The sequence below is a fragment of the Streptomyces sp. So13.3 genome (assembly GCF_005860785.2).
Classification (GTDB): domain Bacteria; phylum Actinomycetota; class Actinomycetes; order Streptomycetales; family Streptomycetaceae; genus Actinacidiphila; species Actinacidiphila fildesensis.
The window spans coordinates 4604660-4630446 of the sequence record NZ_CP048835.1 but is presented as its reverse complement, the minus strand read 5'-3'; the positions used below and the strand labels follow the sequence as shown (position 1 = coordinate 4630446).

Genomic DNA, 25787 nt, shown 5'->3' with positions numbered 1-25787 from the left:
GACGGCCACGGAGACAACAGTTTGTCTGCCTTGACCACGGAAAGTAACCATCCTCGGTGACGCGCCTTCGCGGTACCGGCCGAACGGCGGAGAGCGGACGGCCCGCGGCGTGTCCAGCGGGCGCGGGCGGCGGTCGTGGCGCGATGATCCTCCGATGCCAGGAACCGCGTCCGTCCGCGGGTCGGCCGTCAGGTCGCTCGCCGTCCTGCTCTGCGCCGGACTGCTGACGGCGCTGCCGGTCCTGCCGCTCCTGCCTGATCCCGCGCACGGTTCCCTCGGTGGGCGGCAGGCCCGCGCCGACGACCGGCTCGGGGACGTGTCCGCCGAGGTGGACACCATGTACCGGCAGGCCGCCGACGCCACCACCGCGTACGACAAGGCCCGGCGGGCCGCGGACAAGCAGCGGGCCACGGCCGTCCGGCTGCGGCGGTCGGTGACGCTCGGTCAGCGGAAGATGGACGGGCTGCACGAGAGCATCGGCCTGCTGGCCCGGCTGCAGTACCGCTCGGGAGGGCTGCCGGCCGTCGCCGCGCTGATGCTGTCCGATTCCCCCGAGGAGCTGCTCGACCGGATGGGGCGGCTCCGCAAGAGCGACGAGGCCGTGACGGCGCTGCTCAGCACCGTGGCGACGACGACCGCCCATCTGCGACGGGACAGGACCGCGGCCGACCGGGCGCTCGGGGAGCTGGACGAGCAGACCGCGCGCGAGGCCGGGCTCCAGAAGGAGATCACGGCCAAGCTGGCACGGGCCCGCGAACTGCTGCGGCGGCTGGAGGCCGCCAGATCCGCCCGGTTGGCCTCCCCGCAGGAGTGCGCGCACGCGATCCCCGAGGAGATGCCGTCGCCCGGCACCGCCATCCGGGTGCGCGCCCCCTGGATCGCGCCCGTCGACCACTACACCCTGTCCGCCGGCTTCGACGCGCCCGGCGACCACTGGGCGAACCGCCACACCGGCCAGGACTTCGCCGTGCCGGAGGGCACTCCGGTGCGCGCGGTGGGGGCCGGAACGGTCGTCCGGACGACGTGCGGCGACGGGTTCGGCAACCAGATCGTCCTGCGGCACGGCAACGGGTACTTCTCGCAGTACGCGCATCTGTCGCTGATGCAGGTCAAGGTCGGTGAGCGGGTGCTGACGGGCCGGCAGATCGCGCTGTCGGGCAGCACCGGCAACTCCACCGGTCCGCATCTGCACTTCGAGGTGCGGGTGACGCCCGAGCTGGGGTCAGGGGTGGATCCCGTGCCGTGGCTGCGCGAGCACGGCGTGCGCCTCCAGTCCGTGGCAGCCCCGTCCACGGCCCCCGCCGTCACCCAGCTACCCACGGCCCCGGCCATCACCCTCGCGCCGCCGGCCCCCGCCGTGACCAGCCCGTCAACGCCCCCGGTCGCCGCGGTCCCTCCGGTCTCCACAATCCCCACGACTCCAGCCCACTGAAGCGCACTGACGGGCGCGGCTACCGCAGCCACCGCCCCCGCCCACTGAAGCCGGCTGAAGCCCACTGACGGGCGCGGCTACCGCAGCCACCGCGCTACGACGTGACCACCCGGGCCACCAGCACCGCCACGTCGTCCTCCATGGCCCTGTCGACGAGCCGCTCCAGCACCTGGTCGAGGAGCTCTTCCAGGCTGCCCTCCGGGGTCAGCCGCAGTGCCGCGAGCCGGGCCAGGGAAACGTCGATGTCCTCGCCCCGGCGCTCGACGAGGCCGTCGGTGTAGAGCAGCAGGACCGAGCCGGGGCTGCAGCGGCCCCTGGCCAGCGTGTAGCCGCCGAACCCGGTGCCCAGCGGCGGGCCGGCGGGGACGCGGATCAGGTCGGCGCTGCCGTCCGGGCCGAGGACGGCGGGCGGCAGATGGCCGGCGCTGGAGTACCAGGTGAAGCCGCGCGGCGGATCCACCAGGACGAGCATGCAGGTGGCGGGGCGGCCCGACTCGGTCGAGGCGATGAGGGCGTCGAGCCGCTCCAGGATGCGGTTCGGGGGCTCGTCGTCGGCGGCGACGACCCGCAGCATCGCGCGGTAGTGGCTCATGTCGACGGCCGCCTCCACGCCGTGCCCCATGACGTCGCCCATCGCCAGCAGCGTTCTGCCGCCCGGCAGCTGGACCGCGTCGAACCAGTCGCCGCCGACCAGCGCGCTGCTGCCGGCCGGCAGATAGCGGGACGCCACCTCGAGGTTCGGGTGCGGGCTGCTGGGCTCCGCCAGCAGGGCGCTCTGCAGCCCGAGCGCGATGTCGTGCTCCCGGGTGAAGCGGCGCGCGTTGTCGAGGCTGATGGCCGCCCGGCGGGCCAGGTCCTGGGCGACGACGACGTCCTCGGCGGTGAAGCCCGGGGAGTCCCCGGCCCGCACCAGGGTCACGGTGCCGATCGGCTGGCCGCGCGCGGCGAGGGGGACGACGAGCGCGGAGTGGATGCCCGCCGCCCGGTACGCGGCGACGCGTTCGGTGTTGGGGGCCGCCCGGACGAGATCCTCGTCGGACAGCAGGTTCTGCATCAGCGGCTTGCCCGTCTCCAGGCAGCGCGGAATGGCGGAGCCGGCCTGGTAGTCCACGTACTCCCCCGGCACGCCGAACACCTGCACGCGCTCCCGCAGCCTCGGCACGGACGACAGCGCGGTCCTGCGCATCCGCAGCGACCCGGGCGCCGGGCGGCCGCTGCCTTCCCCCTGCGTGACCGGCAGCACCTCGACGGAGGCGACGTCGGCGAGCAGCGGCACCAGGAAGTCCGCGAGCTCCCCGCAGGTGGCGTCCATTTCGAGCGTCGTGCCGATGCGGGTGGCGGCGGCGTCCAGAAGGGTGAGCCGTTCGCGGGCCTGCTCCAGATCGCGCTGCTGCTGCCGCGAGGCGGTCACCTCCAGCACGATCCCGACGATGCCGATCACCACGCCCTCCGCCACCAGCCGGTGGTAGGCGCCGTGCCAGTACCGCCGCTCCAGCCCGGACGGTGCCTGGGTGTGCCCGCTGGACGTCACCTCGCGCGGCAGCCCGTCGGCGAGTACGGCGCGCAGCACGTCCTCGCGGCTGTCGATGCCGGGCAGGACCTCGGCGATGGTCCGGCCGAGGTGCGCCTCGGCGGGCACGCCGTTGATCCGGGCCAGCGCCGGGTTGACGTACACGTAGCGCATACCGGGGTCGAGGATGCCCACGCCGGCCGAGGTGCCCTCCAGGATTCCGCGCAGGATGACGTTCGAGTCCGCGTCGGCGTCAGGGTGCACGCGTCCGCCTCCCTCGCCGTCAGTCCGTCACCGCAGGCAGGACGGCCCAGCCACCATCCATCGTGGGCCGACGGGCCGGAATGCGCATCCGTTGGCGGCCCGGAGCGGGCCGCACCCCCCGGACGGCCCATCTCCGGTGGCGGGACCTTTCCGGGCAGCTGATCCTTTTGTCTTTAAGGCGGGAGTTTCATGATCAATGCTCCCGTCGCGCTCGTCGTCGCGATCTCGGGAGCCCGTTGTGAGCCAGGATTCACCCACCGCGTCCACACCGCCACCCACACCGCAGGGGGGTGCCTGGGGCGGCAGCCGCCCACCGGCCGACTCCTCCGCCAACGGGTTGGCCGCCGGGGGCACCGTCTTCGCCGGCATCATGCTGTTCGTCTCCGGTGTGCTGGCGATCCTCCAGGGCATCGTCGCCATCGCCAAGGACGACGTGTACCTCACCACCCCGGCCTACGCCTTCCGCTTCAATCTGACGTCCTGGGGCTGGATCCACCTCATCATCGGCGTCATCGCGGTCGTCGTCGGCTACGGCGTGCTCACGGGCTCCGCGTGGGGGCGGGTCACCGGTATCGCCCTGGCCTCGCTGAGCATCTTCGCGAACTTCATGTTCCTGCCCTACCAGCCCGTCTGGGCGATCACGCTCATCGCGATCGACGTCTTCGTCATCTGGGCCCTCGCTAGCTACCGCCCCACCGACGACGCGGAGGCGCTGCTGTGAACCCGACCCTCGACCAACTCCGCCGCTGCTCGGTCGCCTTCGACATCGGGGCCGCCAGGACCCGCGTCTACCTGAGGAACACCGGTCTGGTCGTCGACGAACCCAGCGTGGTCGCCGTCGACATCAGGACCGGCGCGCTGATCGCGGTCGGCGCCCGCGCCGAGCAGATGGCCGGGCGCACCCCGGAGCACATCCGCGTGGTGCGGCCGGTGTCGAACGGCACCATCGTCGACATCGCCATGGCCCAGCGGATGCTGAAGCACCTCCTCGGCGACAAGCTGCGCAAGTCCTGGCGCCGCGCGCCGATGGTGCGCGCCGCCGTCTGCATGCCGAACGGCAGCGACCCGCTCGCGCAGCGCGCAGCGACCGAGACGCTCTTCGGGCTCGGCGCCCGCAGGGTCGAACTCGTCGACACGCTGATCTCCGCGGCGGTCGGCTGCGGAATGCCCGTCGAACACCCCGAGGCCACCATGATCGTGGTGTGCGGGGCCGGCACTACACAGATCGCGGTCCTGTCGCTCGGCTCGATCGTCGCGGCGGAGACCGTGCCGGTGGGCGGCGACGCCATCGACCACGCGGTCGTGCAGCACCTGCGCAGCCAGCACGAGCTGATGCTCCCGAGCCAGTCCGTGCGCCCGCTGCACCACGTGCTCGGCACCACCGGCCCGACCCTCGACAGCACCGAGGTCTACGGCCGCGACGTCGTCAGCGGCCTCGCCCGCACCGTCCTGGTCGAGACCGACGGCGTCCGGCACGCGATGCGCACCCCGCTCACCGCGGTCCTCGACGCCATCGGCACCGTCCTGCGCCGCTGCCCCCCCGACCTGGTCGCCGACCTCGCCGACCGCGGCATCATGCTCGCCGGCGGCAGCGCCCTGATGCCCGGCCTCGACGCCATGCTCCGCCACGCCACCGGCATCCCGGTCACCATCGCCGAACGCCCGGACGTCTGCGCGGTCCAGGGCCTCGGCGCCATGATCGAGGGCCGCGTCCGCCCGATGGCCCTGGCACCGCTGAGCGCGTGAGCGCGTAGTCGTTCGCGAGTGAGCGCCGGCCGGCTGCCTGCACCACGTCCGGGGTGGGCAGCCGGCCGACAGCCGCAGCCGGATCAGGGGACCGGAGTCTCAGCGTTCACGCGGAAGTGGAGCGGGATGCCGGCGCCCCATTTTCGGTCGCTCCCCCCACACTTGGTAGCAGCCCTGCAGATACGCGGTAGCGACCGCATCGGTCATGAACACCAGAACCCGGCACACGCCATCGGCGTCGGGCAGCGCGCAGACGTCGCGCATGACCCGGTCGGCGATCACGTATCGGTGGCGCGTGGCAGACCACATCGTGATGTAGCGATCCCTGGCCGGAGGCGGGGACAGTGCGCTAACGCCCGGCTGTGTGGCCCACATGGTTAGCGGCCCCCGTTCCGCTCGGAGCCCGTCGACGTACGGTGTTCCTCCGTCGCCGTCACACGTCGCGTCTCATCATCGGTCGCCGGACGCAGACGGTTCGTGTTCACGGTTGCTTCGTAGTGCTCGAAGCGCACGCGCAGAAGTCCGCCGTCCAGATCTCTGACCACCACACCGGGTCCCAGATCCCCGGCCTCATCGGTCACGTACTCGCCCTCGCAGAAGTTCGCCGCTGCCATGGACACCACGCTAGGAACAGCGGCTCATCGCCCTCTACGTCCTTGCAGCGACTTGCATCTCAGTTCACTTGAGAGCGTCGATCGCCGCAGTGATGAGCGATCTTGCGGCAGCCCCATGCACAGCGATCGCAGCCAACTCGCTGAATCCGTCGACGTATTGGGAGACCTCTCCTGGCTCGGTGACGGTCACGGCGGCCGACAACAACTCGATGTGCACCCGCCGGTCGTCGAACACCGAGAACGTCTCCAGCGGCCAGATGTCACGCCTGGCCGTGAAGGGAATCACGCCCAGGGAGACAGCTGGCAGCGCCATCACCGCTATGAGATGACCGAGTTGACCTGCCATCACCTCCGGGTCGCCGACCCGATATCGCAGCACCGACTCTTCGACCAGAACGGCGAACCGGTGGTCGCCCTCTCGGATGACATGAGACCGTGCCATCCGCGCCGCTACGGCATCAGCCACGTCGTTCGGAGTCCCGCGAAACGCGACGATGGATGACAGCAGCGCGGTCGCGTACTCCGGAGTTTGGAACAATCCCGGCACGACGTTCGAACAGTAGACACGGAAATGCTGCGTTTCCTCGTACAGCGGGATGCTCGCCGCATGGGCCCGACTCAGTCCGGTACGTTGAACTCGCCGCCATTGCACGTACATCGAGTCGGCCGTACGATTCGCGGCAATAAGGTCGGCCGACTGATTTTCGGCGTCGCAGACCCGACACCAGGCACGAATGTCTGCATCCGATGGTGGCGTCCTGGAATTCTCAATCCGCGACGACTTCGACTCGCTCCAGCCGGCGCGTACTGCCAGTTCCCGCCCCGTGATTCCGGCATCCAGCCGGATCTCGCGCAGGCGGGCGGCGAGGGCTTCACGGGCGGCTCGGACACTGGAGGAGGGAGATGGTGACATGATCCGGTATCTGCCTGAAAATTTCTCTAGACGGCGAACTCTTCGTGCGGAACGGCCCGCTTCCAGATTTCCTCAAATGCGGATGCGTTCAGGCCCACCACGCTCACATCATCAACCAGCTCGTCTTCCACTACGGCACCATCGCCGGAGAAGTGATGAACTCGCAGGAGTTTCCCATCGAATGCCCAGAAATCGTTTCCTGGCAGAAGTAGATCCGTAGTCATCCGACGCGGAATCCAACGCACCTGTTCGCCTGCCGCAACGTTGGCAGTCGTTACGTAGTGCTCCCAGCGGATGTACTCGGAAACAGGTTCCGAAACGATCCGGGCCCGGCGGATCTCAACACCTCGCGCCACCGCATCGGAGATGGTCGCGTGGAAAGGCTGCCACCAGGATGCGCGATCCTCCCAGTTGGTCCGGTGCCCCGCCCGCCACGCCGCAAAGCGCTCATTGTCGCCGTAGGCGTCGCGCATCTCCAGATGAACGGCCGACCGCTCACAGGCGGCCAGCAGATCAGCGAAGGGCGGAACGTTCTGCGTCATCGCATGCCCTTCTCAGCAACGGCACCATGCGCGCCGGAATCCGAATCACCGCTTCGTAGTCGGGCAGCGAACCGGTCTCCTGGCACTTCGCCTCGGTCGCGTCGTCGGCCTTCCAGCCCTGCAGTACCAAGTCGCCCCCCTCCGCATCCACCCACACGGTGGGGCAGTGGTCGGTGTCGGTCTCAGGGTCCATGCCGATGAACTGAAGATCCATGTCGGACTCCCGCGCATGATGGGTTGCTTCAGGTTGCACCACCATCACCTCCAACGCTGACACTCGTCAAGAAAGCCTCGCTGCAACGCTCTTGGGACGGAGCAGCCACGCAGGAGTTCCTCGGACAGCCGATGCCGGAGCCACGGGATCCGCGTGGATAGCCGGGAGGGACTCCTATGCTCGCGGACATGAGCCAACCGAGGTCCATGCATGGATTCGTTGTCCCTGCCGAGCGCAGCGTTCACTGGGTGCTGAGCCTCGTGGATCCGCCCGTTGCCGGTGATCTCGTGACGGACTACGCGGGGACTGCACGTGACGCGCTCGACGAGGCGCTGGCGACGCACTTGGCGGGCGTCGAGGATGCCGAGGAGCGGAGGGAGCTCGTCGAACAGAGCGGACGCGCTGTCAGTGAGTGGCTGGCGCAGGCCTTCAGCACCGACAACCCGGCTTCCTAAGCCGAGTCCGGAATCACGGTAACGGTCCACTGAAGGTCCGCTGAACTCAGCGGGCGCGCCCCATCGCCGGGCAGGTTGAACCACAACCCGGCCGGCGAACGGCGCCCCCCGCCCTCAGTGGTGGAACGCCGTTGCCTCCGCTGCCGGGCGGTCCAGGGGGCCGTCCTGTTGGCGGAGTTCGGGGAGGAGGCGGGAGAGTTCCTCGACGAGGAGGTCGGCGAGGTCCTCGGAGAAGCCGTTGCGGCAGACCACGCGCAGGACGGCGAGGTCCTCGCGGTCCGCCGGGTAGGTGTAGGCGGGGACGAGCCAGCCACTTTCGCGGAGGCGGCGGGAGACGTCGAAGACGTCGTAGTTCTTGATCTCACCGGTGGTGGTGAAGGCGAAGACCGGCAGCTGGTCGCCCTTGGTGATCAGCTTGAAGTCGCCGAGCGCCTCGATGCGGGAGGCCAGGGACATCGCCACGTCGCGGCTGCTCTGCTGTACGGCGCGGTAGCCGTCGCGGCCCAGGCGCAGGAACGTGTAGTACTGCGCCACGACCTGCGCGCCCGGCCGGGAGAAGTTGAGGGCGAAGGTCGGCATGTCGCCGCCGAGGTAGTTGACGCGGAAGACCAGCTCTTCGGGGAGGGCGTCGTGGTCGCGCCAGAGCGCCCAGCCGACGCCGGGGTAGACCAGCCCGTACTTGTGGCCCGAGGTGTTGATCGAGGCGACGCGGGGGAGCCGGAAGTCCCAGATGAGGTCCTCGTCGAGGAAGGGGGCGACCATCGCGCCCGACGCGCCGTCCACGTGGACGGGTACGTCCAGGCCGGTACGTTCCTGGAGCGCGTCGAGGGCCGCGCAGATCTCCGCGACCGGTTCGTACGATCCGTCGAAGGTGGATCCGAGCACGGCGACTACGCCGATCGTGTTCTCGTCGCACAGCGCCACGGCCGACTCGGCGTCCAGGTGCAGCCGGTCGCCCTGGACGGGCACCAGGCGCGCCTCGACCTCCCAGAACGCGCAGAACTTCTCCCAGCACACCTGCACGTTGGCGCCCATGACGAGGTTTGGCCTGGCCGTCGCCGGATAGCGGTCCGCGTTGCGGTTCGCCCAGCGCCGCTTGAGGGCCATGCCGGCGAGCATGCACGCCTCGGAGGAGCCGGTCGTCGAGCAGCCGATGACCTGTTCAGGGTCCGGCGCGTTCCAGAGGTCGGCGAGCATCGCCACGCAGCGGCGCTCCAGCTCGGCGGTGCGCGGGTACTCGTCCTTGTCGATCATGTTCTTGTCGCGGCACTCGACCATCAGCACATCGGCCTGCGGCTCCATCCACGTGGTGACGAACGTCGCCAGGTTGAGCCGTGAGTTCCCGTCGAGCATCAACTCGTCATGGACCAGCTGGTACGCGGTGTGCGGCGACATCGGCCCGTCCGGCAGCCGGTGCTTGGGCGGCGCGGTGCGCATGCTGCCGACAGGGTCGGCGTCGCCGTAGAAGAACGGGTTGACCGCGAGCGGACGGGAGTCCCCGGCTCCCTTGTGCAGCGCCATCAGACGGTGGCCGGGCAGCGGACGACGGCGGCGTTCACGGGAGTGCTCATGATGGTGCCTCCTCAACGGGTTCCCATCGGGACGATACGGCGCCCGTGGCCGTCCCGCCCGTCAGGAAGAGGTCACCCACGCCCCTCCCGCGCGGTCAGACCGTGCCGGCCAGCGACAGCTTCGCCGCGAAGCCCAGGAAGAGTGCCCCCGCGCCCGCCGACAGCCCCGCCGTCAGCCGCCGGCGCCGCCGGAAGGCCGCCGCCAGGTAGGTGCCGCTGAAGATGAGCACCGTCAGATAGGTGAAGCTGAACAGCTGGGCCCAGGCGCCGAGCGCGAGGAACGACAGCGCCGGGTGCGCGTACCCCGGGTCGACGAACTGCACGAAGAACGCGACGAAGAACAGGATCGCCTTCGGGTTGAACAGACTGACCACCAGCGCCCGGCGGAACGGCCGCTCCGCCTTCTCCTGCTTCGCCGGCGCGCCGTCCCCGCCCGGGGCCGCAGCGCTCCGTTCGGTCCGCCCGCGCCACAGCGCCACGGCCCCGCGCAGCATGCCCGCCGCGAGCCAGGTCAGATAGCCCGCACCGGCGAACTTGACCACGGTGAACGCCAGCGGGCTGGCCTGCAGCAGCGACGCCACCCCGCCCGCCGACAGCGTCATCAGCACGGTGTCGCCGCACAGCACCCCGGCCGCCGCCCGGTAGCCGGTGCGCGGCCCGAGCCGGGCCGCCACCGACACCACGTACAGCGAGTTCGGCCCCGGCAGCAGGATGATCAGGGCCAGCCCCGCCAGGTACGTAGAAAGATCAGTTATCCCGAGCATGCGAACAAGTGTGCCACTTGCACCTCACGCGACGTGAGGCGTCACGGTGGACCCCGGAAGCGCGGCAGGGCAGCGGCAGAGGGAAGGAGCGGGGAAGCGATGGGCTACTCCGTGGGAGAGGTCGCGGGCTACGCCGGCATCACCGTGCGGACCCTGCACCACTACGACGAGATCGGGCTGCTCTCCCCGGGCGGCCGCAGCCACGCGGGCCACCGGCGGTACGACGACGCCGACCTCGACCGGCTGCAGCAGATTCTCTTCTACCGGGAGCTCGGCTTCCCCCTGGACGAGGTCGCCACCCTGCTGGACGACCCGGCCGCCGACCCCTCGGCGCACCTGCGCCGCCAGCACCGGCTGCTGACCGACCGGATCACCCGGCTCCGCGAGATGGCGGCCGCCGTGGAACGAGCCATGGAGGCGAAGAAGATGGGCATCAACCTCACACCCGAGGAGAAGTTCGAGGTCTTCGGGGACCACGACCCCGACCGGTACGCCGAGGAGGCCGAACGCCGCTGGGGCGGGACCGACGCGTACGCCGAGTCGCAGCGCCGGGCCGCCTCGTACACCAAGGAGGACTGGCTGCGGATCAGGAACGAGGCCGACGATCTCAACCGGCGGTTCGTCGCGCTGATGGACTCCGGCGCGGAGCCGGACTCCGTCCCGGCGATGGACCTCGCCGAGGAGCACCGCGAACAGATCCGGCGCTTCCACTACGACTGCAGCTACGAGATCCACGTCGGTCTCGCCGAGATGTACATCGCGGACCCGCGCTTCACCGCCACCTACGACGCCGTCCGCCCCGGCCTGGCCGGGTACCTCCGCGAGGCGATCCTGGCGAACGCCGTCCGCAACGTCTGACGGCAACGTCCGACGGCGTTCGGCCGTAGGAGCAGCGGCTGCACCCGCTGCCGTAAGCGCAGCGGCTACAGCCCGCTGCCGCAAGACCAGCGGCTACACCGGCACCAGCACCACCGCGGTGCCGTACGCGCACACCTCCGTGCCCACGTCGGCCGCCTCGGTCACGTCGAAGCGCATGGTGAGCACGGCGTTCGCCCCGCGGGCCTGGGCCTGCTCGACGAGCCGCTCCATCGCCTGGTTGCGGGTCTGCACCAGGGTCTTCGTCAGACCCTTCAGCTCGCCGCCGATCATCGACTTGAGCCCGGCGCCGATCTGGCTCCCGATGTGCCGGGAGCGCACGGTCAGCCCGAACACCTCGCCGATCACCTTCTCGACCCGGTAGCCGGGCGCTTCGTTCGTGGTCACCACCAGGACGTCGGAGTGCTCTGACTGGCCGCCGCCGAAATCATCGATACCCATGAGGGAACGGTCACCCCTGCGGGCGCCCGCCGCACCCCGGACTACTCCAGTCGCGACGCCGCACTGCTCCAGTCGCGACGCCGGACCACTCCGGTCGCGCCCCGCACTACTCCAGTCGCGGCTGTTCCGCGGGCGCCGGGCAGATCCGGCGGCCGGTGTTGTCGAAGACGTAGAGGTGCGCCAGGTCCACCAGCAGCGGCACCCGGTCCCCGGGCCGGACCCGGATGTCGGGTCCGGTGCGGACCACCAGGTCGCCGGTCGGCTGCTCCGCGCGGTCGGCCGGCGGCGGGTCCAGCACCTTGACCGCGCCCGCGCTGTCCGGTTCCTGGAGCAGCCCCGGGAACCGCCCGGCGGCCTTGCGCGCCAGCTTCCCCAGCCCGCCGGGGCCGGCGGCCGCCCGCCGGGCCGCGGAACGGGTGCGCTGGGCGGGCAGCCGGGGCGCCTCCAGCTCCGGCACGACCGCCGGCTTCGCGCCGGTGTTCAGATGCACCAGGCACTCGTGCCCCTGGTACTCCACTTGCTCGACGATGCCGCTGAGCACCACCTCGCCCGCGTGCGCGCTGCTCGGGGCCGCGATCCGGACCGCCTCGGAGCGCAGCCCGACGATGATGTCGCGGCCCTGCTGGATGCGGAGCATCTGGTGGTCCAGGCTCAGCGGCTCCGGCAGTCCCAGCCGCTGCCGCCCGAAGTCGATCCACATGCCGCCGCCCAGCGGCGCCAGCACCGTGGCCTGCAGCAGATTGATCCGCGGGGTCCCGATGAACGCGGCGACGAACACGTTCACGGGCAGGTGGTACGTGTCGCGCGGGCTGCCGACCTGCTGCAGCACCCCGCCGCGCATGACCGCGACGCGGTCGCCGAGCGACATGGCCTCCGCCTGATCGTGCGTCACATACACGGTGGTGACGCCCATGCCGCGGGTCAGCCGGGCGATCTCGGCGCGTAGATGCGAGCGCAGCTTGGCGTCCAGGTTCGACAGCGGCTCGTCCATCAGGAACACCGACGGATGCCGGGAGATGGCGCGGCCCATCGCGACCCGCTGCCGCTCGCCGCCGGACAGCTGCCCGGGGTAGCGGTCCAGGATCTCCTCGATGCCCAGGATCCGCGCGGTCTCCTCGACCCGCGGGTTCTGGTCCTCGCCCGGCATCTCGAAGCGCAGCGGGAACCCGATGTTCTGCCGGCTGGTCATGCTCGGGTACAGCGCGAAGTTCTGGAAGACCATCGCCATCCGGCGGTCGCCGGGCGCGAGGTTGTTGGCGTACTCGCCGTCGAGCATCAGCTCCCCGGAGCTGATGTCCTCCAGCCCGGCGATCATGCGCAGCACGGTGGACTTGCCACAGCCGGAGGGACCGAGCAGCACCAGGAACTCGCCGGGGGGGATCTCCAGGGAGAACCGGTCGACCGCCGGGGCGGGCTGCTTGGGGTAGGTCTTCGAAAGATCGTGCAGGGAGATGGCGCGCGTCATAACAGGATCCGCCAGAAGGTTCAGATGCTGCGACAGGAGACTTGCCAGTGGTGCACGCGTGGCGTTGCGGAGAACGTAATGCACCGCCCCTGCGTTGGGGAACGTTTCGGCCAAGACGGTTGGCGCGATCTCTACGACGCCGATCTTTCACCGACCCGTCACGGAGTCCGCACGGACGGGGGCCGGCTGTCACGCACAGATGGCGCCCGGCCGTCACGCACAGGGGGCGCAACGATTCGGTTGGTACTTTTAAACGGTGACCAACATTGCCCTGGGCCCCAGCTGGATCGATCCCGACCACCTGATCAACTCGTTCGGCCTGTGGGGCGTGCTGTTGATCGTCTTCGCAGAGTCGGGCCTGCTGATCGGATTCTTCCTGCCCGGGGACTCGCTCCTCTTCACGACCGGACTCCTGGTCGCGGGCGGCACCCTCAAGACCCCGCTGTGGCTGGTGACGGTGCTGATCATCGTCGCCGCCATCGTCGGTGACCAGGTCGGCTTCCTCTTCGGCCGCAAGGTCGGACCCTCGCTCTTCCGGCGGCCGGACTCCCGGCTCTTCAAGCAGGAGAACATCGAGAAGGCGCACGCCTTCTTCGAGAAGCACGGTCCGAAGTCGATCGTGCTGGCCCGCTTCGTGCCGATCGTCCGCACGTTCACGCCGATCATCGCCGGCGTCAGCCGCATGAACTACCGGACCTTCGTCACCTACAACATCATCGGCGGAACGCTCTGGGGCGGCGGCGTCACCCTCCTCGGCTACTGGCTCGGCCAGATCGAGTTCGTCCACAAGAACATCGAGCTCATCCTGGTCGCGATCGTGCTGGTCTCGGTCGTGCCGATCGCCATCGAGTTCCTCCGGGCCCGCGCGAAGTCGAAGAAGGAGGGCCCCCGGCCCCCCGCCGACCTGCCTCCGCCGCCCGTCGGCACCGCCGGCCGGGGCGGCCGTCACCGGGCCAAGTAGCGGAGGGCCGGCGTCCGCCGCCGGTGCGGTGATCGGGGCGGGAATCGCGGTGGGTGCCGTGCGCCCTGCACACTGATCACCGGAGGTGGTCGGTCAACGTGTCGGACGAAGAGAAGCCGGACTCGGACGAATCGCGGTCGGAGTTCACCCCGCCCGTGGGCGTACCGCTGCCGCCTGCCCCGGAATCCGACAGTTCGACGACCTCGGAGTTCGCCGCGCCGACCGGCGTGGAGCTGCCGGCCGGCCCCGAGGCGGAGGGCTCCGCCTTCACCGCGCCCGTCTCCTCAGCCGCCTACGGCGCCGGTCACGGCGGAGCCGGGAACGCGTTCACACCCCCCGACGGGATCCCCGTCATACGGCTCACCAAGGGCGTCGTCCCCTGGCAGGACCGGATGCGCGAGCTGGTCCGGATGCCCGTCACCGAGCGTCCGGTGCCGGAGCTGCCCGCGGACAAGCCGGAGTCCGGGCCGCCGGTGCCCCGTGTGCTCGACCTCACCCTGCGCATCGGCGAGCTGCTGCTCGCGGGCGGTGAGGGCGCCGAGGACGTCGAGGCGGCGATGTTCGGCGTCGCGCACGCCTACGGCCTGGCCCGCGTGGAACCCACGGTCACGTTCACGCTGCTGGGCATCTCGTACCAGCCGTCCCTCGTCGAGCCGCCGGTCAGCGCGAGCCGCACGGTGCGCCGCCGGGGCACCGACTACACGCGGCTGGCGGCCGTCTTCCAGCTTGTGGACGACATCACCGCGCACGAGGCGACGCTGGAGGACTCCTACGGCCGGCTCGCCACCATCCGCCGTAACCGGCACCCGTACAGCGGCTGGGTGCTGACCGGCGCCGCCGGGCTGCTGGCCGGCTCGGCGAGCATCCTGGTCGGCGGTGGTCCGCTGATCTTCTTCGCGGCGGCGCTCGCCGCGATGCTCGGCGACCGGCTGGCCTGGCTCTGCGCCGGACGCGGGCTGCCGGAGTTCTACCAGTTCGCCGCCGCCGCGATGCCGGCCGCCGCGATGGGCATCGTCGTCAACCTCTACGCCGACCACCTGCCGGGCGCCACCGACCTCCAGGCGTCCGCGGTGATCACCGGTGGACTGTTCACGCTGCTGCCCGGGCGGGCCCTGGTGGCCGGTGTCCAGGACGGCCTGACGGGGTTCTACATCACCGCGTCCGCACGCCTGCTGGAGGTCATGTACCTCGTCGTCGGCATCGTCTTCGGCGTGACGATCGTGCTGTACGCGGGGGTGCGGCTGGGCGCCGACCTCAACCCGGAACAGGCGCTGCGCGCCTACGACCATCCCTGGGTGCAGCTGCTGTCCGCGATGTCCCTCACCCTCGCCTTCGCGGTGCTGCTGCAGTGCGAGCGCAGTGTGCTGCTGCTCGCCATGCTCAACGGCGGGGTCGCCTGGACGGTCTACGGGGTGCTCCACCAGCAGCTCGGTGCCAACCCCGTCGTCGCCACCGCGGCCGCCGCCGGCCTGGTGGGCCTCTTCGGCCAGCTGATGGCCCGCTACCGGTACGCGTCGGTCCTGCCGTACGTCACGGCCGCGATCGGCCCGCTGCTGCCCGGCTCCGCGACGTACTTCGGGCTGCTCGCCTTCACCCAGAACCACACGTCGGAGGGGTTCGCCTCCCTGACGAAGGCCGCGGCGCTCGCCCTCGCCGTCGCCATCGGTGTGAACCTCGGCGGGGAGATCGCCCGCATGTTCCTCAAGACCCCGGGCTCGGCCGACCCGGCCCGGCGGCGCGCGGCCAAGCGCACCCGAGGCTTCTGAGCGGCGGTGGAACGCGCGAACGCCGGGCGTGCCCGTGAAGGGCCCGCCCGGCGTCCGGTCGTTCTGGGTGTCAGTGGCTGTGGAAGGTCTGACCCGAGTCCTTCAGGCGCTTGTACGACGCCTCGATCTCGGCCTCGGCCTCGATACGGCCGACCCAGTTGGCGCCCTCGACGGACTTGCCGGGCTCCAGGTCCTTGTAGACCTCGAAGAAGTGCTGGATCTCCAGGCGGTCGAACTCCGATACGTGATGGATGTCACGCAGGTGCTCCACGCGCGGGTCGGACGCCGGCACGCACAGCAGCTTGTCGTCGCCGCCCGCCTCGTCGGTCATACGGAACATACCGACGGCGCGGCACTTGATGAGGCAGCCGGGGAACGTCGGCTCATCGAGGATGACCAGCGCGTCCAGCGGGTCGCCGTCCTCGCCGAGGGTGTTCTCGACAAAGCCGTAGTCGGCCGGGTAACTGGTCGAGGTGAAGAGCCGGCGGTCCAAGCGGATACGACCGGTCTCGTGGTCCACCTCGTACTTGTTCCGGGAACCCTTCGGGATCTCGATCGTGACGTCGAACTCCAAGGCCCTACTCCTCCATGATCAGCACATACTTCTGGTGGTTAAGTGTCTCCCACGCAGGTGTGTGGTCGCGAAAGGGGCTGGTCGGGGGTGCCGGACGCCAGAACATGGCAGGTAGTGGCGGGGTCGGCCGCAGTCGGACTGACCGTTTCCTTCGCGGCGGTGGCCGTGGCCGGACCGTGGGAGTCGGGCCAGCGTACGGCGGAACGGGCGGCCGCCGCCTCCCGGGGTCACCACCCGGACAGCCGCAGCGCCCCTGGGTCGCGCCGGCGGCCGCCCGCCGAGGCCGCGGCCCCGCCCGCCGCCAAGGTGCTCACCGCGCCCGCCGCCGACCCGGGAACGCTCCCCACCCAGCAGGCGCTCGCGGCCAGGCTCGCACCGCTGCTGCGCGACCCGGCCCTCGGCACACTGCGCACCGGCGCCGTCATCGACGCGGCCACCGGCAAGCTGCTGTACGGCTCCGGCGCCGCGACCCCGTCCGTGCCGGCCTCGACGATAAAGATCGCGACGGCCGCCGCCGCGCTGTCCGTACTCGGCCCGGACCACCGGATATCCACGACCGTGCTGGCGACCGGGCCGCACAGCACCGTGCTCGTGGGCGGCGGCGACCCCACCCTCACCGCCGCCGCGCTGCGCACCCTGGCCGACGACACCGCGCGCGCCCTCACCGCGCGCGGCACCACCGCCACCTCGCTCGGCTACGACCTCTCGCTCTACTCGGGCCCCGTCCAGCATCCGATCGGCCGCAACAACGAGAACATCGCGCCGGTCACCTCGCTGATGCTCAACGAGGGGCGCCTCGACACGAGCGACCACGGCCCCGCCGACCGCTCCACCGACCCGGCCGCCGACACCGCCACCGCCTTCGCGAAGCTGCTCCGGGCGCGCGGCATCAAGGTGACGGGCACCCCCGCCAGGACGCCCGCCGCCGCGTCCGGCACACAGCTCGCCAAGGCCGCCTCCGTACCGCTGTCCTCGCTCGTCGAACGGATGCTGACCAACAGCGACAACGACATCGCGGAGGCCCTCGCCCGGCAGACCGCGATCGCCGCGCACCTGCCCGCGAGCTTCAGCGGCGCGCAGCAGGCGGTCGCCGCGGCCCTGGGGCGGCTCGGCCTGCCGTTGGCCGGGGCGAAGTTCACCGACGGCAGCGGCCTCAACCGCGCCGACGCGCTGTCCGCCGAACAGCTCGCGCGGCTCCTCGCGCTGGCCGCGTCACCCCGGCACCCCCAACTGCGGCCGATCCTCACCGGCCTGCCGGTCGCCGGCTTCTCGGGCACCCTCTCCGACCGGTTCCGCGGCGGCCCCGCCTCCGGCGCCGGCCTGATCCGCGCCAAGACCGGCACCCTCACCGGCGTCAACGCCATCACCGGCACGGTGGTCGCAGCCGACGGCCGGCTGCTCACCTTCGCGTTCCTCACCCAGGGCACCACGTCCGCGACAGCGGCCCAATCCGCCCTCGACCGGCTGGCGTCCGCCCTCGCCGCCTGCGGCTGCTGAGCCCCGCCCCAGCCCCTTCTCAGCCCCCGTCCCGGCCGCGCCCCCGGACCCCGGGCGTTATCCGACCCCCAAAGCGGGGGCGGCAACGTACCGTGAAGGCATGACGAGCATCGGTGGTGCCGAGATGGTCGACTGGAATCTCGCAGTGGCGACCGCACAGCGGTTGATGCGGCCGGGACCTGAGGTCAGCGGGGACGAGGCGCGGGCGATCGTGGCCGAGTTGCGCAAGCACGCGCGCTCCTCGGAGGAGCACGTGCGCCGGTTCACCCGCATGTACGGGGACGCCGAGGCGCAGACGAACGGCACGCCCGTGCTGATCGTGGACCGGGTCGGCTGGGTGAAGGCGAACGTCGCCGGTTTCCGGGAGATCCTCAAGCCGCTGCTGGGCAAGATGCAGGACCGCCGCCCCGGCGGCATCGGCGGGATGGCGCTGGGCACGGTCGGCGGCAAGGTCACCGGCGTCGAGGTCGGGATGCTGCTGTCGTTCCTGGCGTCCCGGGTGCTCGGCCAGTACGAGACGTTCGCCCCGGCCACCCGCGAGCTGCCGGCCGGCCCCGTCGTCCCCGGCCCGGGAGAGCCCCGCGCGGGCCGGCTGCTGCTCGTCGCTCCGAACATCGTCCACGTCGAGCGGGAACTCGACGTGGATCCGCACGACTTCCGGCTGTGGGTGTGCCTGCACGAGGAGACGCACCGCACGCAGTTCACCGCCGTGCCGTGGCTGCGCGACCACATCGAGGGCGAGATCCAGTCATTCCTCGGCGAGACCGAGATGGACGCCTCCACCGTCATCGACCGCTTCCGGGAGGCCGCCCAGTCCTTCGCCGCCGGCGGCGGCGCGAAGGAGGAGGACGAGGCCGACGAGGGCCGCAGCCTCGTCGATCTCGTCCAGACCCCCGCCCAGCGGGAGATCCTCGCGCGGCTGACCGCCGTCATGTCGCTGCTCGAGGGCCACGCGGACTACGTGATGGACGGCGTCGGCCCCGATGTCGTGGCGTCCGTCGCGGAGATCCGGGAGAAGTTCCAGCAGCGCCGCGCCAGCGGCGCGGGCCGGATGGACCAGGTGCTGCGCAAGGTGCTGGGGCTGGACGCGAAGCTGCGTCAGTACAAGGACGGCGAGCGTTTCGTGCGCGCCGTCGTGGACGAAGTGGGCATGGACGGCTTCAACCGCGTCTGGACGTCGCCGAACACGCTCCCGACGAAGTCGGAGATCGCCAAACCGGCGGAATGGGTCGCAAGGGTGCACCGCCGTAGCGATTCGTGACCACCCAACGCCTCCCGGTTCACCCGTCCGAGGGACCGTAAGCGCAGGGTAAGGCGTGCGATGCTCGGGTACTGCCCCAGCTTCTGTCACCATCTAGCTACTTTGCGTTATCACCCTCACAGCCTCCATAGGAGGGAACCGGACATGGGTCCCCACCCCACGGTCGCCGCGATACGCCTGGCGGTCCGCCGCGTACTTCACGACGTCCTCATCGCCACCCCCGCCCCCAACCCCCTCGTCCTCGCCGCCTGCAGCGGCGGCGCCGACTCCATGGCGCTCGCCGCGGCCCTCGCGTTCGAGGCCCCCAAGCTCGGCGTGCGCGCCGGGGCCGTCACCGTCGACCACGGGCTGCAGCCCGGCTCGACCGGCCGGGCCCTCGAAGTCGCCGCGCGCCTGCGCGGCCTCGGGCTCGACCCCGTGGACGCCGTCGGTGTCACCGTCGGCCGCCAGGGCGGACCCGAAGCCGCCGCCCGTGACGCCCGCTACGGCGCGCTGGACGCCACCGCCGACGCCCGCGGCGCCGCCGCCGTCCTGCTCGGCCACACCCGGGACGACCAGGCGGAAACGGTGCTGCTCGGCCTCGCCCGCGGCTCCGGCACCCGCTCGCTGTCCGGGATGGCCGCCGTATCGGGCGCCGGCGGCCGCTACCGCCGCCCGTTCCTGCTGCTCGACCGCGACACCGTCCGCAAGGGCTGCCTGGCCCAGGGCATCGACGTGTGGGAGGACCCGCACAACCACGACCCGGCGTACACCCGCTCCCGGGTCCGCCACGAGGCGCTGCCGGTGCTGGAGAAGTCCCTCGGCAAGGGCGTCATCGAGGCACTGGCCCGCACCGCCCAGCTCTCCCGTGACGACGCGGACGCCCTGGACCAGTGGGCGGCCACCGCAGAACGTGATGTTGCCGACGGCGACGGCACCCTGGACGCGGACCGGCTGTACGTCCTGCCGACCGCCGTCCGCCGCCGGATCCTGCGCCGCGCGGTCATCGCGGCCGGTTCCCCGCCCGGATTCCTGTTCGCCCGCCATATCGAGGAGGTCGACCGGCTGGTCACCGACTGGCGCGGGCAGAAAGGTCTCAACCTGCCGGGCGGCGTCGAGGCCCGTCGGCGCAATGGCAGACTGTTCTTCTCACCGTCGTAGACCTTGAGGAACCAAAACAGGTGAACGAGAACGACATGGGCACCGATCTCGAAAAGGTGCTCATCACCAAGGAAGAGATCGACGCCAAGCTGATCGAGCTTGCCGCGAAGATCGACAAGGACTACGCCGGGAAGGACCTGCTGATCGTCGGCGTGCTCAAGGGCGCGGTGATGGTCATGGCGGACCTGGCACGCGCGCTGTCCACCAACGTGACGATGGACTGGATGGCGGTGTCCTCCTACGGCGCCGGCACGAAGTCCTCGGGCGTCGTCCGCATCCTCAAGGACCTCGACACCGACATCGCCGGCCGCGACGTGCTGATCGTCGAGGACATCATCGACTCCGGTCTGACGCTGTCCTGGCTGATCAGCAACCTCGGCTCGCGCGGCCCGGCCTCCCTGGAGGTCTGCACGCTGCTGCGCAAGCCGGAGGCGGCCAAGGTCGAGATCGATGTGAAGTACACCGGCTTCGACATTCCCAATGAATTCGTCGTCGGTTACGGACTCGATTTCAACGAGAAGTACCGCAATCTCCCATTTGTCGGAACACTCGCCCCGCACGTATACGGCGGCTGACGCCCGATTCGTCCGAAGATGTCCCCGTTCGGCGCAGCCCGTGCCGACAACGGGGAACCCCGCACCGTTTCCCGCCGTTGGAGCAGGGGAAGCCGGGATTGTTAACGGTTGGCGGCCGCCTCGGTGGACAATGCTGAGGTACCGTCCGAAGGTCGGGTCATACACCGGATGTGCGCGCGGCCATCGAGCCGCGCTGCCTCACTGTGGCAGGAGGGACGGGGCGTCCGCGCCCCGCATGGATGGACGTCAAGCGCTATTTCCGTGGGCCAGTCATGTGGATCGTGCTGGCTGTCATCGCCGTGGTCGTCCTCATGCAGGTCGTCGGCTCCTCCGGCGGCTACAAGACGGTGGACACCGGCCAGGTCGTGCAAGCGATCCACAGCAAGGACAACATTCTCAAGTCGGCGGAGATCACCACCGGCGACGAGCAGATGATCAAGGTCGAGCTCGTCGACGGTGCCAAGGTCGGCGGTAAGGACCTGGGCACCAAGCTCAAGGCGAGCTACGTCAGCGCCGACCAGAGCACCGCCATCGCGGCTGATCTCCAGAAGAAGGTCGACGGCACGGCGGACGCGGGCGGCACGCTGCCCGACGGTTACACCGTCTCGCCGTCCAAGCAGAACGCGTTCGTCAGCATTCTGCTGTCACTGCTGCCGTTCGTGCTGATCGTGGTGGTCTTCCTCTTCCTGATGAACCAGATGCAGGGCGGCGGATCCCGCGTCATGCAGTTCGGGAAGTCCAAGGCCAAGCTGATCACCAAGGACACCCCCAAGACCACGTTCGCGGATGTGGCCGGGGCGGACGAGGCGGTCGAGGAACTCCACGAGATCAAGGAGTTCCTGCAGGAGCCGGCGAAGTTCCAGGCCGTCGGCGCCAAGATCCCCAAGGGCGTGCTGCTCTACGGGCCGCCCGGTACCGGTAAGACCCTGCTGGCCCGTGCTGTCGCGGGTGAGGCGGGCGTGCCGTTCTACTCGATCTCGGGCTCCGACTTCGTCGAGATGTTCGTGGGTGTCGGCGCCTCGCGTGTCCGTGACCTGTTCGAGCAGGCCAAGGCGAACGCTCCGGCGATCGTCTTCGTCGACGAGATCGACGCCGTCGGCCGGCACCGCGGTGCCGGTATGGGCGGCGGTCACGACGAGCGCGAGCAGACGCTCAACCAGCTGCTCGTCGAGATGGACGGCTTCGACGTGAAGGGCGGCGTCATCCTGATCGCCGCCACGAACCGGCCGGACATCCTGGACCCGGCGCTGCTGCGCCCGGGCCGCTTCGACCGGCAGATCGCCGTGGACCGCCCCGACCTCATGGGCCGGCTGGAGATCCTCAACGTCCACGCCAAGGGCAAGCCGGTCGCTCCGAACGTCGACCTCCGGGCCGTCGCTCGCCGCACCCCCGGTTTCACCGGCGCGGACCTGGCGAACGTGCTCAACGAGGCCGCGCTCCTGACGGCCCGCGGGGATCGCAAGCTGCTCGACAACGAGACCCTCGACGAGGCGATCGACCGGGTCGTGGCCGGACCGCAGAAGCGGACCCGGATCATGTCCGAGAAGGAGAAGAAGATCACCGCGTACCACGAGGGCGGACACGCCCTGGTCGCGGCGGCTTCTCCGAACAGCGACCCGGTGCACAAGATCACGATCCTCTCCCGCGGCCGGGCCCTCGGTTACACGATGGTCCTGCCGGACGAGGACAAGTACTCGACGACGCGCAACGAGATGCTCGACCAGCTCGCCTACATGATGGGCGGCCGGGCGGCGGAGGAACTGGTCTTCCACGACCCGACCACCGGCGCCTCGAACGACATCGAGAAGGCGACCGCGACGGCGCGCGCGATGGTCACCCAGTACGGGATGACCGAGCGGCTCGGCGCGATCAAGTTCGGCTCGGACAACGCGGAGCCGTTCCTGGGCCGTGACATGGGTCACCAGCGCGACTACTCGGAAGAGGTCGCCGGGCTGGTCGACGAAGAGGTCAAGAAGCTCATCGAGACCGCGCACAACGAGGCGTGGGAGATCCTGGTCGAGAACCGCGACGTTCTCGACAACCTCGTTCTGGCGCTCCTGGAGAGGGAGACGCTGAACAAGGAGGAGATCGCCGAGATCTTCAAGGCCATCGTCAGGCGCCCGCCGCGTCCGGCGTGGACCGGGTCCTCGCGGCGTACGCCGTCGACCCGCCCGCCGGTGCTCTCGCCGAAGGAGCTGGCGCTCACCAACGGCAGCCAGTCCGCCAACGGCAGCAGCACCGCCACCCCGGCCATCGAGAAGGCCACCGAGACGGTGGAGCTTCCCGAGGACTCGGGCAGCGGTACCGACAGCTGACCACCGGAAACCGGTCGGCGTCAGCCGGCCGGCGAAGGTGATCCCGGAATGCAGGCCGCGTCCCCAAGGTTTTAGCCTTGGGGGCGCGGCCTTCCGCTTTTGCCCGCACATCAGGTTCTGCAGGTCCGCACGAGGAACGAGGCACAGATGACCGACCCGGTGACGCTGGATGGCGAGGGGGCCATCGGTGAGTTCGACGAGAAGCGCGCCGAGGCCGCTGTGCGCGAGCTCCTCATCGCGGTCGGCGAGGACCCGGACCGGGAGGGCCTGCGGGAGACACCGAGCCGGGTGGCCCGCGCCTACAAGGAGATATTCGCCGGCCTCTGGCAGGAGCCGGAGGACGTCCTGACCACGACGTTCGACCTCGGGCACGACGAGATGGTGCTGGTGAAGGACATCGAGGTGATGTCCAGCTGCGAGCACCACCTGGTGCCGTTCGTCGGGGTCGCGCACGTCGGCTACATCCCGGCCGCCAGCGGGAAGATCACCGGGCTGTCGAAGCTCGCCCGGCTGGTCGATGTGTTCGCCCGCCGCCCGCAGGTCCAGGAGCGGCTCACCACCCAGATCGCCGACTCGCTGATGCGCATCCTGGAGCCGCGCGGCGTGATCGTCGTCATCGAGTGCGAGCACATGTGCATGACGATGCGCGGGGTGCGCAAGCAGGGTGCGAAGACCATCACCTCGGCGGTGCGCGGCCAGCTGCGGGACTCGGCGACCCGCTCCGAGGCGATGAGCCTGATCATCGGCCGCTGAGACCGGCTGCCGCGCTGGGCACGACGAAACCGGCCGGCCCCCTGATGACAGGGGGCCGGCCGGTTTCCGTGGTGACCAGTGGTCACGGAGCGATCAGGCGACGATCTTGACCACCCGCTCCGGCTCCGAGCTGTTGGCGTAGCCGGGCGCGCTGTGCGCGGCCCGCTTGGCCCGGCCCGGCAGGAACCGCTGGAGCGCGTCCGGCAGCGGCAGCGACAGAGTGACGAAGCCCTCCGCCTGCATGGCGGCGAAGCCGATCCGGGGGAGGTCCCGGGAGTTGCGGAACACCAGGAACCGCGGCACCCACTCCGGCTGGAACTTCGCGTTGAACTTGTACAGCGACTCGATCTGGAACCAGCGCGACAGGAAGACCAGCAGTCCCCGCCAGCCGCGCAGCACCGGACCCGCCCCGATCCGCTCACCGCGGGCGAGCGCCGAGCGGAACATCGCGAAGTTGAGCGAGACGTTCTCGACGCCCAGCTCCGGTGCGTGCTGCAGCGCCTCGACGATCAGCAGCTCGTTGAGCCCCGGGTCGGCGCTGCGGTCGCGCCGCATGAGCTCCAGCGACATGCCGTCCTTGCCCCAGGGGACGAAGTGCAGCACGGCCCGCAGGTCGCCCAGCGGCGACTCCACGCCGTCCTCCCGCTCCTTGTGGGCGGTGACGACCACGCAGTCGCCGTCCTCGACATCGCCGAACCGGCCGAGCGCCATGGAGAAGCCGCGCTCGGTGTCCGTGCCGCGCCAGGCGTCGGCGGCCAGCCGGACCTGCTCGCGCTCGGCGTCCGACAGCTCGCGGACCCGGCGCACCTTGCAGACGTAGCCGGACCGTTCGATGCGCTTCACCATCTGCCGGACGTTGCGCATCGCGCGGCCCTGCATGGTGAAGGCGCTGGTGCGCACGATCGCCTCGTCGCCCAGCTCCAGCGCGTCCAGGCCCGTCTCGCGGGTCCAGACCTCGCCGCCGGTCTCGCTGCAGCCCATGACCGCCGGGATCCAGGCGTGCGCCCGGGCCAGTTCCATGAAGCGCTCGATGGCGCCCGGCCAGGCCTCGACGTCCCCGATGGGGTCGCCGCTGGCGAGCATCACCCCGGACACCACCCGGTAGCAGACGGCGGCCTTGCCGCTCGGTGAGAACACCACGCTCTTGTCGCGGCGCAGTGCGAAGTGGCCGAGGGAGTCGCGGGCGCCGTGCTTGGCCAGCAGCTCGCGCAGCTGGTCCTCGTCGGCACCGCTGAGCTCGGCGACCGGCCGTGCCGGACGCAGGATCAGATACGCGGTGGTGCCGGCGATCAGGAAGCCGAGCCCGCCGAGCGAGTAGGCCACGACGTCCGAGGCCCGGTCACTCGTATAGCTCACCGGGCCCTCGAAACCGAAAAGCCCGTACAGCACGTGCTGCAGTCGCTCGATCAGGCTGGGATCGCCCATCTCGACGCGGGGGTGGGCGCTGACGATCAGCAGCCCCAGCGCGAGCGCGACGACGCTGAGCAGCACGAAGTTGGCCGCGGCCCGCCAGCGGGTGCGCGGGTCCGACAGCGCGTTGAACTGCGCCCGGTGGACGATCAGGAGCGCGAGCAGTCCCAGCGAGACGATCGCGCCGACGCCCGAGTGCCGGTACACCAACTGGGTCGCGGCACCGGTCGGCAGCAGCAGCACCGCTGCCCACCAGGCGCGCACCTTCCCGCGTTTGAGGCCATGAGCCAGCATCAGCAGCAGGATGCCGGTGACGACCGACCCGGCCGCCGCGAGCGAACTCATGGTGCCGGGGAAGACCATCGCCATGTGGTGCATCCGGCCGTTGCGGAAACCGGGGAACACGCCGGAGACGACGTCGAGCAGCCCCACTACGGCCCCGGCGGTACCGACGACCGAGGGGACGGAGGAGGAGCGGAGGAACCGCGGACGCCGCGTGCCGGCGTTTGCGCGATCAGTAGACACGGGCACCTGCCCAGGGAACCCGGAAGCCGAGTTCTCCATCTACCTGTACAGACATGGGTCACCAAGCCCCAACATTGCGGGATATGTTCCGCAAACAGCTCTCGTAATGAACAATTTGCGCCCTCTAGGACGCGAAGGAAGGCCCTTAGGTTCCGTCAGAAGGAGCCGGAACCGGGCCGCAGACAGGAAAGTACGTCACTCGA

At 70.4% G+C, this 25787-nt stretch carries 24 protein-coding genes; 13 read left to right on the top strand and 11 right to left on the bottom strand.

All coding sequences use genetic code 11. The features are described 5' to 3' along the window. Positions 1 to 154: 154 nt before the first annotated feature. Entirely contained in the window at positions 155 to 1432 is a 1278-nt protein-coding gene (locus C8250_RS20765) for a M23 family metallopeptidase (RefSeq protein WP_138355861.1), read from the top strand. Between the two features lie 94 nt (positions 1433 to 1526). On the opposite strand, the gene C8250_RS20760 is transcribed toward C8250_RS20765, so the two are convergent. Next, complete coding sequence (locus C8250_RS20760; protein WP_244809234.1) at positions 1527 to 3206, bottom strand: SpoIIE family protein phosphatase; 1680 nt, start codon at positions 3204 to 3206, stop codon at positions 1527 to 1529. 238 nt (positions 3207 to 3444) lie between these two features. On the opposite strand from C8250_RS20760, the gene C8250_RS20755 reads away from it, so the two are divergent. Then, a complete protein-coding gene (locus tag C8250_RS20755; RefSeq protein ID WP_138355862.1) occupies positions 3445 to 3927 on the top strand; it encodes a hypothetical protein in 483 nt (160 codons plus the stop codon). Beyond that, positions 3924 to 4952, top strand: a complete 1029-nt coding sequence (mreB, locus tag C8250_RS20750) for a rod shape-determining protein MreB (RefSeq protein ID WP_138355863.1) — start codon at positions 3924 to 3926, stop codon at positions 4950 to 4952. The genes C8250_RS20755 and mreB overlap by 4 nt, the downstream gene beginning before the upstream one ends. A 377-nt stretch (positions 4953 to 5329) precedes the next feature. Here the strand turns inward: mreB and C8250_RS20745 are convergent, their stop codons facing one another. The 4 genes from C8250_RS20745 to C8250_RS20730 form a co-directional block, all read right to left on the bottom strand. Further along, positions 5330 to 5566 carry a hypothetical protein gene (locus C8250_RS20745; protein WP_138355864.1) on the bottom strand — a complete coding sequence of 79 codons (237 nt, stop codon included), beginning with the start codon at positions 5564 to 5566 and terminating at the stop codon, positions 5330 to 5332. A gap of 64 nt (positions 5567 to 5630) precedes the next feature. Then, positions 5631 to 6479, bottom strand: coding sequence for a helix-turn-helix transcriptional regulator (locus C8250_RS20740; RefSeq protein WP_138355865.1), 849 nt, complete (start codon positions 6477 to 6479; stop codon positions 5631 to 5633). Positions 6480 to 6505: 26 nt separating this feature from the next. Then, on the bottom strand, positions 6506 to 7021 hold the full coding sequence (locus C8250_RS20735; protein ID WP_138355866.1) for a DUF6879 family protein: 516 nt from the start codon (positions 7019 to 7021) through the stop codon (positions 6506 to 6508). Next, positions 6993 to 7235 (bottom strand): hypothetical protein, encoded by a 243-nt coding sequence (locus C8250_RS20730; protein WP_138355867.1) that lies wholly within the window; start codon positions 7233 to 7235, stop codon positions 6993 to 6995. Before C8250_RS20730 ends, C8250_RS20735 begins: the two co-directional genes overlap by 29 nt. A 188-nt stretch (positions 7236 to 7423) precedes the next feature. On the opposite strand from C8250_RS20730, the gene C8250_RS20725 reads away from it, so the two are divergent. Beyond that, positions 7424 to 7690: a hypothetical protein gene (locus C8250_RS20725; protein WP_138355868.1), complete on the top strand. Its 267-nt coding sequence runs from the start codon at positions 7424 to 7426 to the stop codon at positions 7688 to 7690. A 114-nt stretch (positions 7691 to 7804) separates the two neighbouring features. On the opposite strand, the gene C8250_RS20720 is transcribed toward C8250_RS20725, so the two are convergent. After that, the gene (locus C8250_RS20720) at positions 7805 to 9211 is read right to left on the bottom strand and encodes a glutamate decarboxylase (RefSeq protein ID WP_138355869.1); all 1407 of its coding nucleotides are present in this window, start codon (positions 9209 to 9211) and stop codon (positions 7805 to 7807) included. Between the two features lie 145 nt (positions 9212 to 9356). Then, positions 9357 to 10025, bottom strand: coding sequence for a leucine efflux protein LeuE (leuE, locus tag C8250_RS20715; RefSeq protein WP_138355870.1), 669 nt, complete (start codon positions 10023 to 10025; stop codon positions 9357 to 9359). Between the two features lie 99 nt (positions 10026 to 10124). Between leuE and C8250_RS20710 the strand changes: the two genes are divergently transcribed. Continuing rightward, positions 10125 to 10883, top strand: coding sequence for a MerR family transcriptional regulator (locus C8250_RS20710; protein WP_138355871.1), 759 nt, complete (start codon positions 10125 to 10127; stop codon positions 10881 to 10883). 93 nt (positions 10884 to 10976) lie between these two features. On the opposite strand, the gene C8250_RS20705 is transcribed toward C8250_RS20710, so the two are convergent. Continuing rightward, on the bottom strand, positions 10977 to 11342 hold the full coding sequence (locus C8250_RS20705) for a YbjQ family protein (RefSeq protein ID WP_138355872.1): 366 nt from the start codon (positions 11340 to 11342) through the stop codon (positions 10977 to 10979). A gap of 106 nt (positions 11343 to 11448) precedes the next feature. Next, on the bottom strand, positions 11449 to 12807 hold the full coding sequence (locus C8250_RS20700) for an ABC transporter ATP-binding protein (RefSeq protein WP_138355873.1): 1359 nt from the start codon (positions 12805 to 12807) through the stop codon (positions 11449 to 11451). Positions 12808 to 13063: 256 nt separating this feature from the next. On the opposite strand from C8250_RS20700, the gene C8250_RS20695 reads away from it, so the two are divergent. Together C8250_RS20695 and C8250_RS20690 are read left to right on the top strand one after the other, a co-directional pair. Beyond that, a complete protein-coding gene (locus C8250_RS20695; RefSeq protein WP_138355874.1) occupies positions 13064 to 13768 on the top strand; it encodes a VTT domain-containing protein in 705 nt (234 codons plus the stop codon). Positions 13769 to 13866: 98 nt separating this feature from the next. Continuing rightward, complete coding sequence (locus C8250_RS20690) at positions 13867 to 15534, top strand: threonine/serine exporter family protein (RefSeq protein ID WP_138355875.1); 1668 nt, start codon at positions 13867 to 13869, stop codon at positions 15532 to 15534. A gap of 70 nt (positions 15535 to 15604) precedes the next feature. On the opposite strand, the gene C8250_RS20685 is transcribed toward C8250_RS20690, so the two are convergent. Next, positions 15605 to 16108, bottom strand: a complete 504-nt coding sequence (locus tag C8250_RS20685; protein ID WP_138355876.1) for an inorganic diphosphatase — start codon at positions 16106 to 16108, stop codon at positions 15605 to 15607. A gap of 87 nt (positions 16109 to 16195) precedes the next feature. Here C8250_RS20685 and dacB point away from each other — a divergent pair, with 87 nt between their 5' ends. The 6 genes from dacB (at position 16196) to folE (ending at position 23649) form a co-directional block, all read left to right on the top strand. Continuing rightward, a complete protein-coding gene (gene dacB / locus C8250_RS20680) occupies positions 16196 to 17605 on the top strand; it encodes a D-alanyl-D-alanine carboxypeptidase/D-alanyl-D-alanine-endopeptidase (protein WP_138355877.1) in 1410 nt (469 codons plus the stop codon). Positions 17606 to 17705: 100 nt separating this feature from the next. After that, entirely contained in the window at positions 17706 to 18866 is a 1161-nt protein-coding gene (locus tag C8250_RS20675; RefSeq protein WP_138355878.1) for a zinc-dependent metalloprotease, read from the top strand. Positions 18867 to 19010: 144 nt separating this feature from the next. Next, on the top strand, positions 19011 to 20006 hold the full coding sequence (gene tilS / locus C8250_RS20670) for a tRNA lysidine(34) synthetase TilS (protein WP_138355879.1): 996 nt from the start codon (positions 19011 to 19013) through the stop codon (positions 20004 to 20006). A gap of 35 nt (positions 20007 to 20041) precedes the next feature. Next, a complete protein-coding gene (gene hpt, locus C8250_RS20665; RefSeq protein WP_138355918.1) occupies positions 20042 to 20581 on the top strand; it encodes a hypoxanthine phosphoribosyltransferase in 540 nt (179 codons plus the stop codon). A gap of 239 nt (positions 20582 to 20820) precedes the next feature. Then, a complete protein-coding gene (ftsH, locus tag C8250_RS20660; RefSeq protein ID WP_138355880.1) occupies positions 20821 to 22896 on the top strand; it encodes an ATP-dependent zinc metalloprotease FtsH in 2076 nt (691 codons plus the stop codon). A 147-nt stretch (positions 22897 to 23043) separates the two neighbouring features. Continuing rightward, positions 23044 to 23649 carry a GTP cyclohydrolase I FolE gene (gene folE / locus C8250_RS20655; protein ID WP_138355881.1) on the top strand — a complete coding sequence of 202 codons (606 nt, stop codon included), beginning with the start codon at positions 23044 to 23046 and terminating at the stop codon, positions 23647 to 23649. A gap of 93 nt (positions 23650 to 23742) precedes the next feature. On the opposite strand, the gene C8250_RS20650 is transcribed toward folE, so the two are convergent. Further along, on the bottom strand, positions 23743 to 25584 hold the full coding sequence (locus C8250_RS20650; RefSeq protein ID WP_244809232.1) for a phosphatidylglycerol lysyltransferase domain-containing protein: 1842 nt from the start codon (positions 25582 to 25584) through the stop codon (positions 23743 to 23745). Between the last annotated feature and the right edge of the window lie 203 nt (positions 25585 to 25787).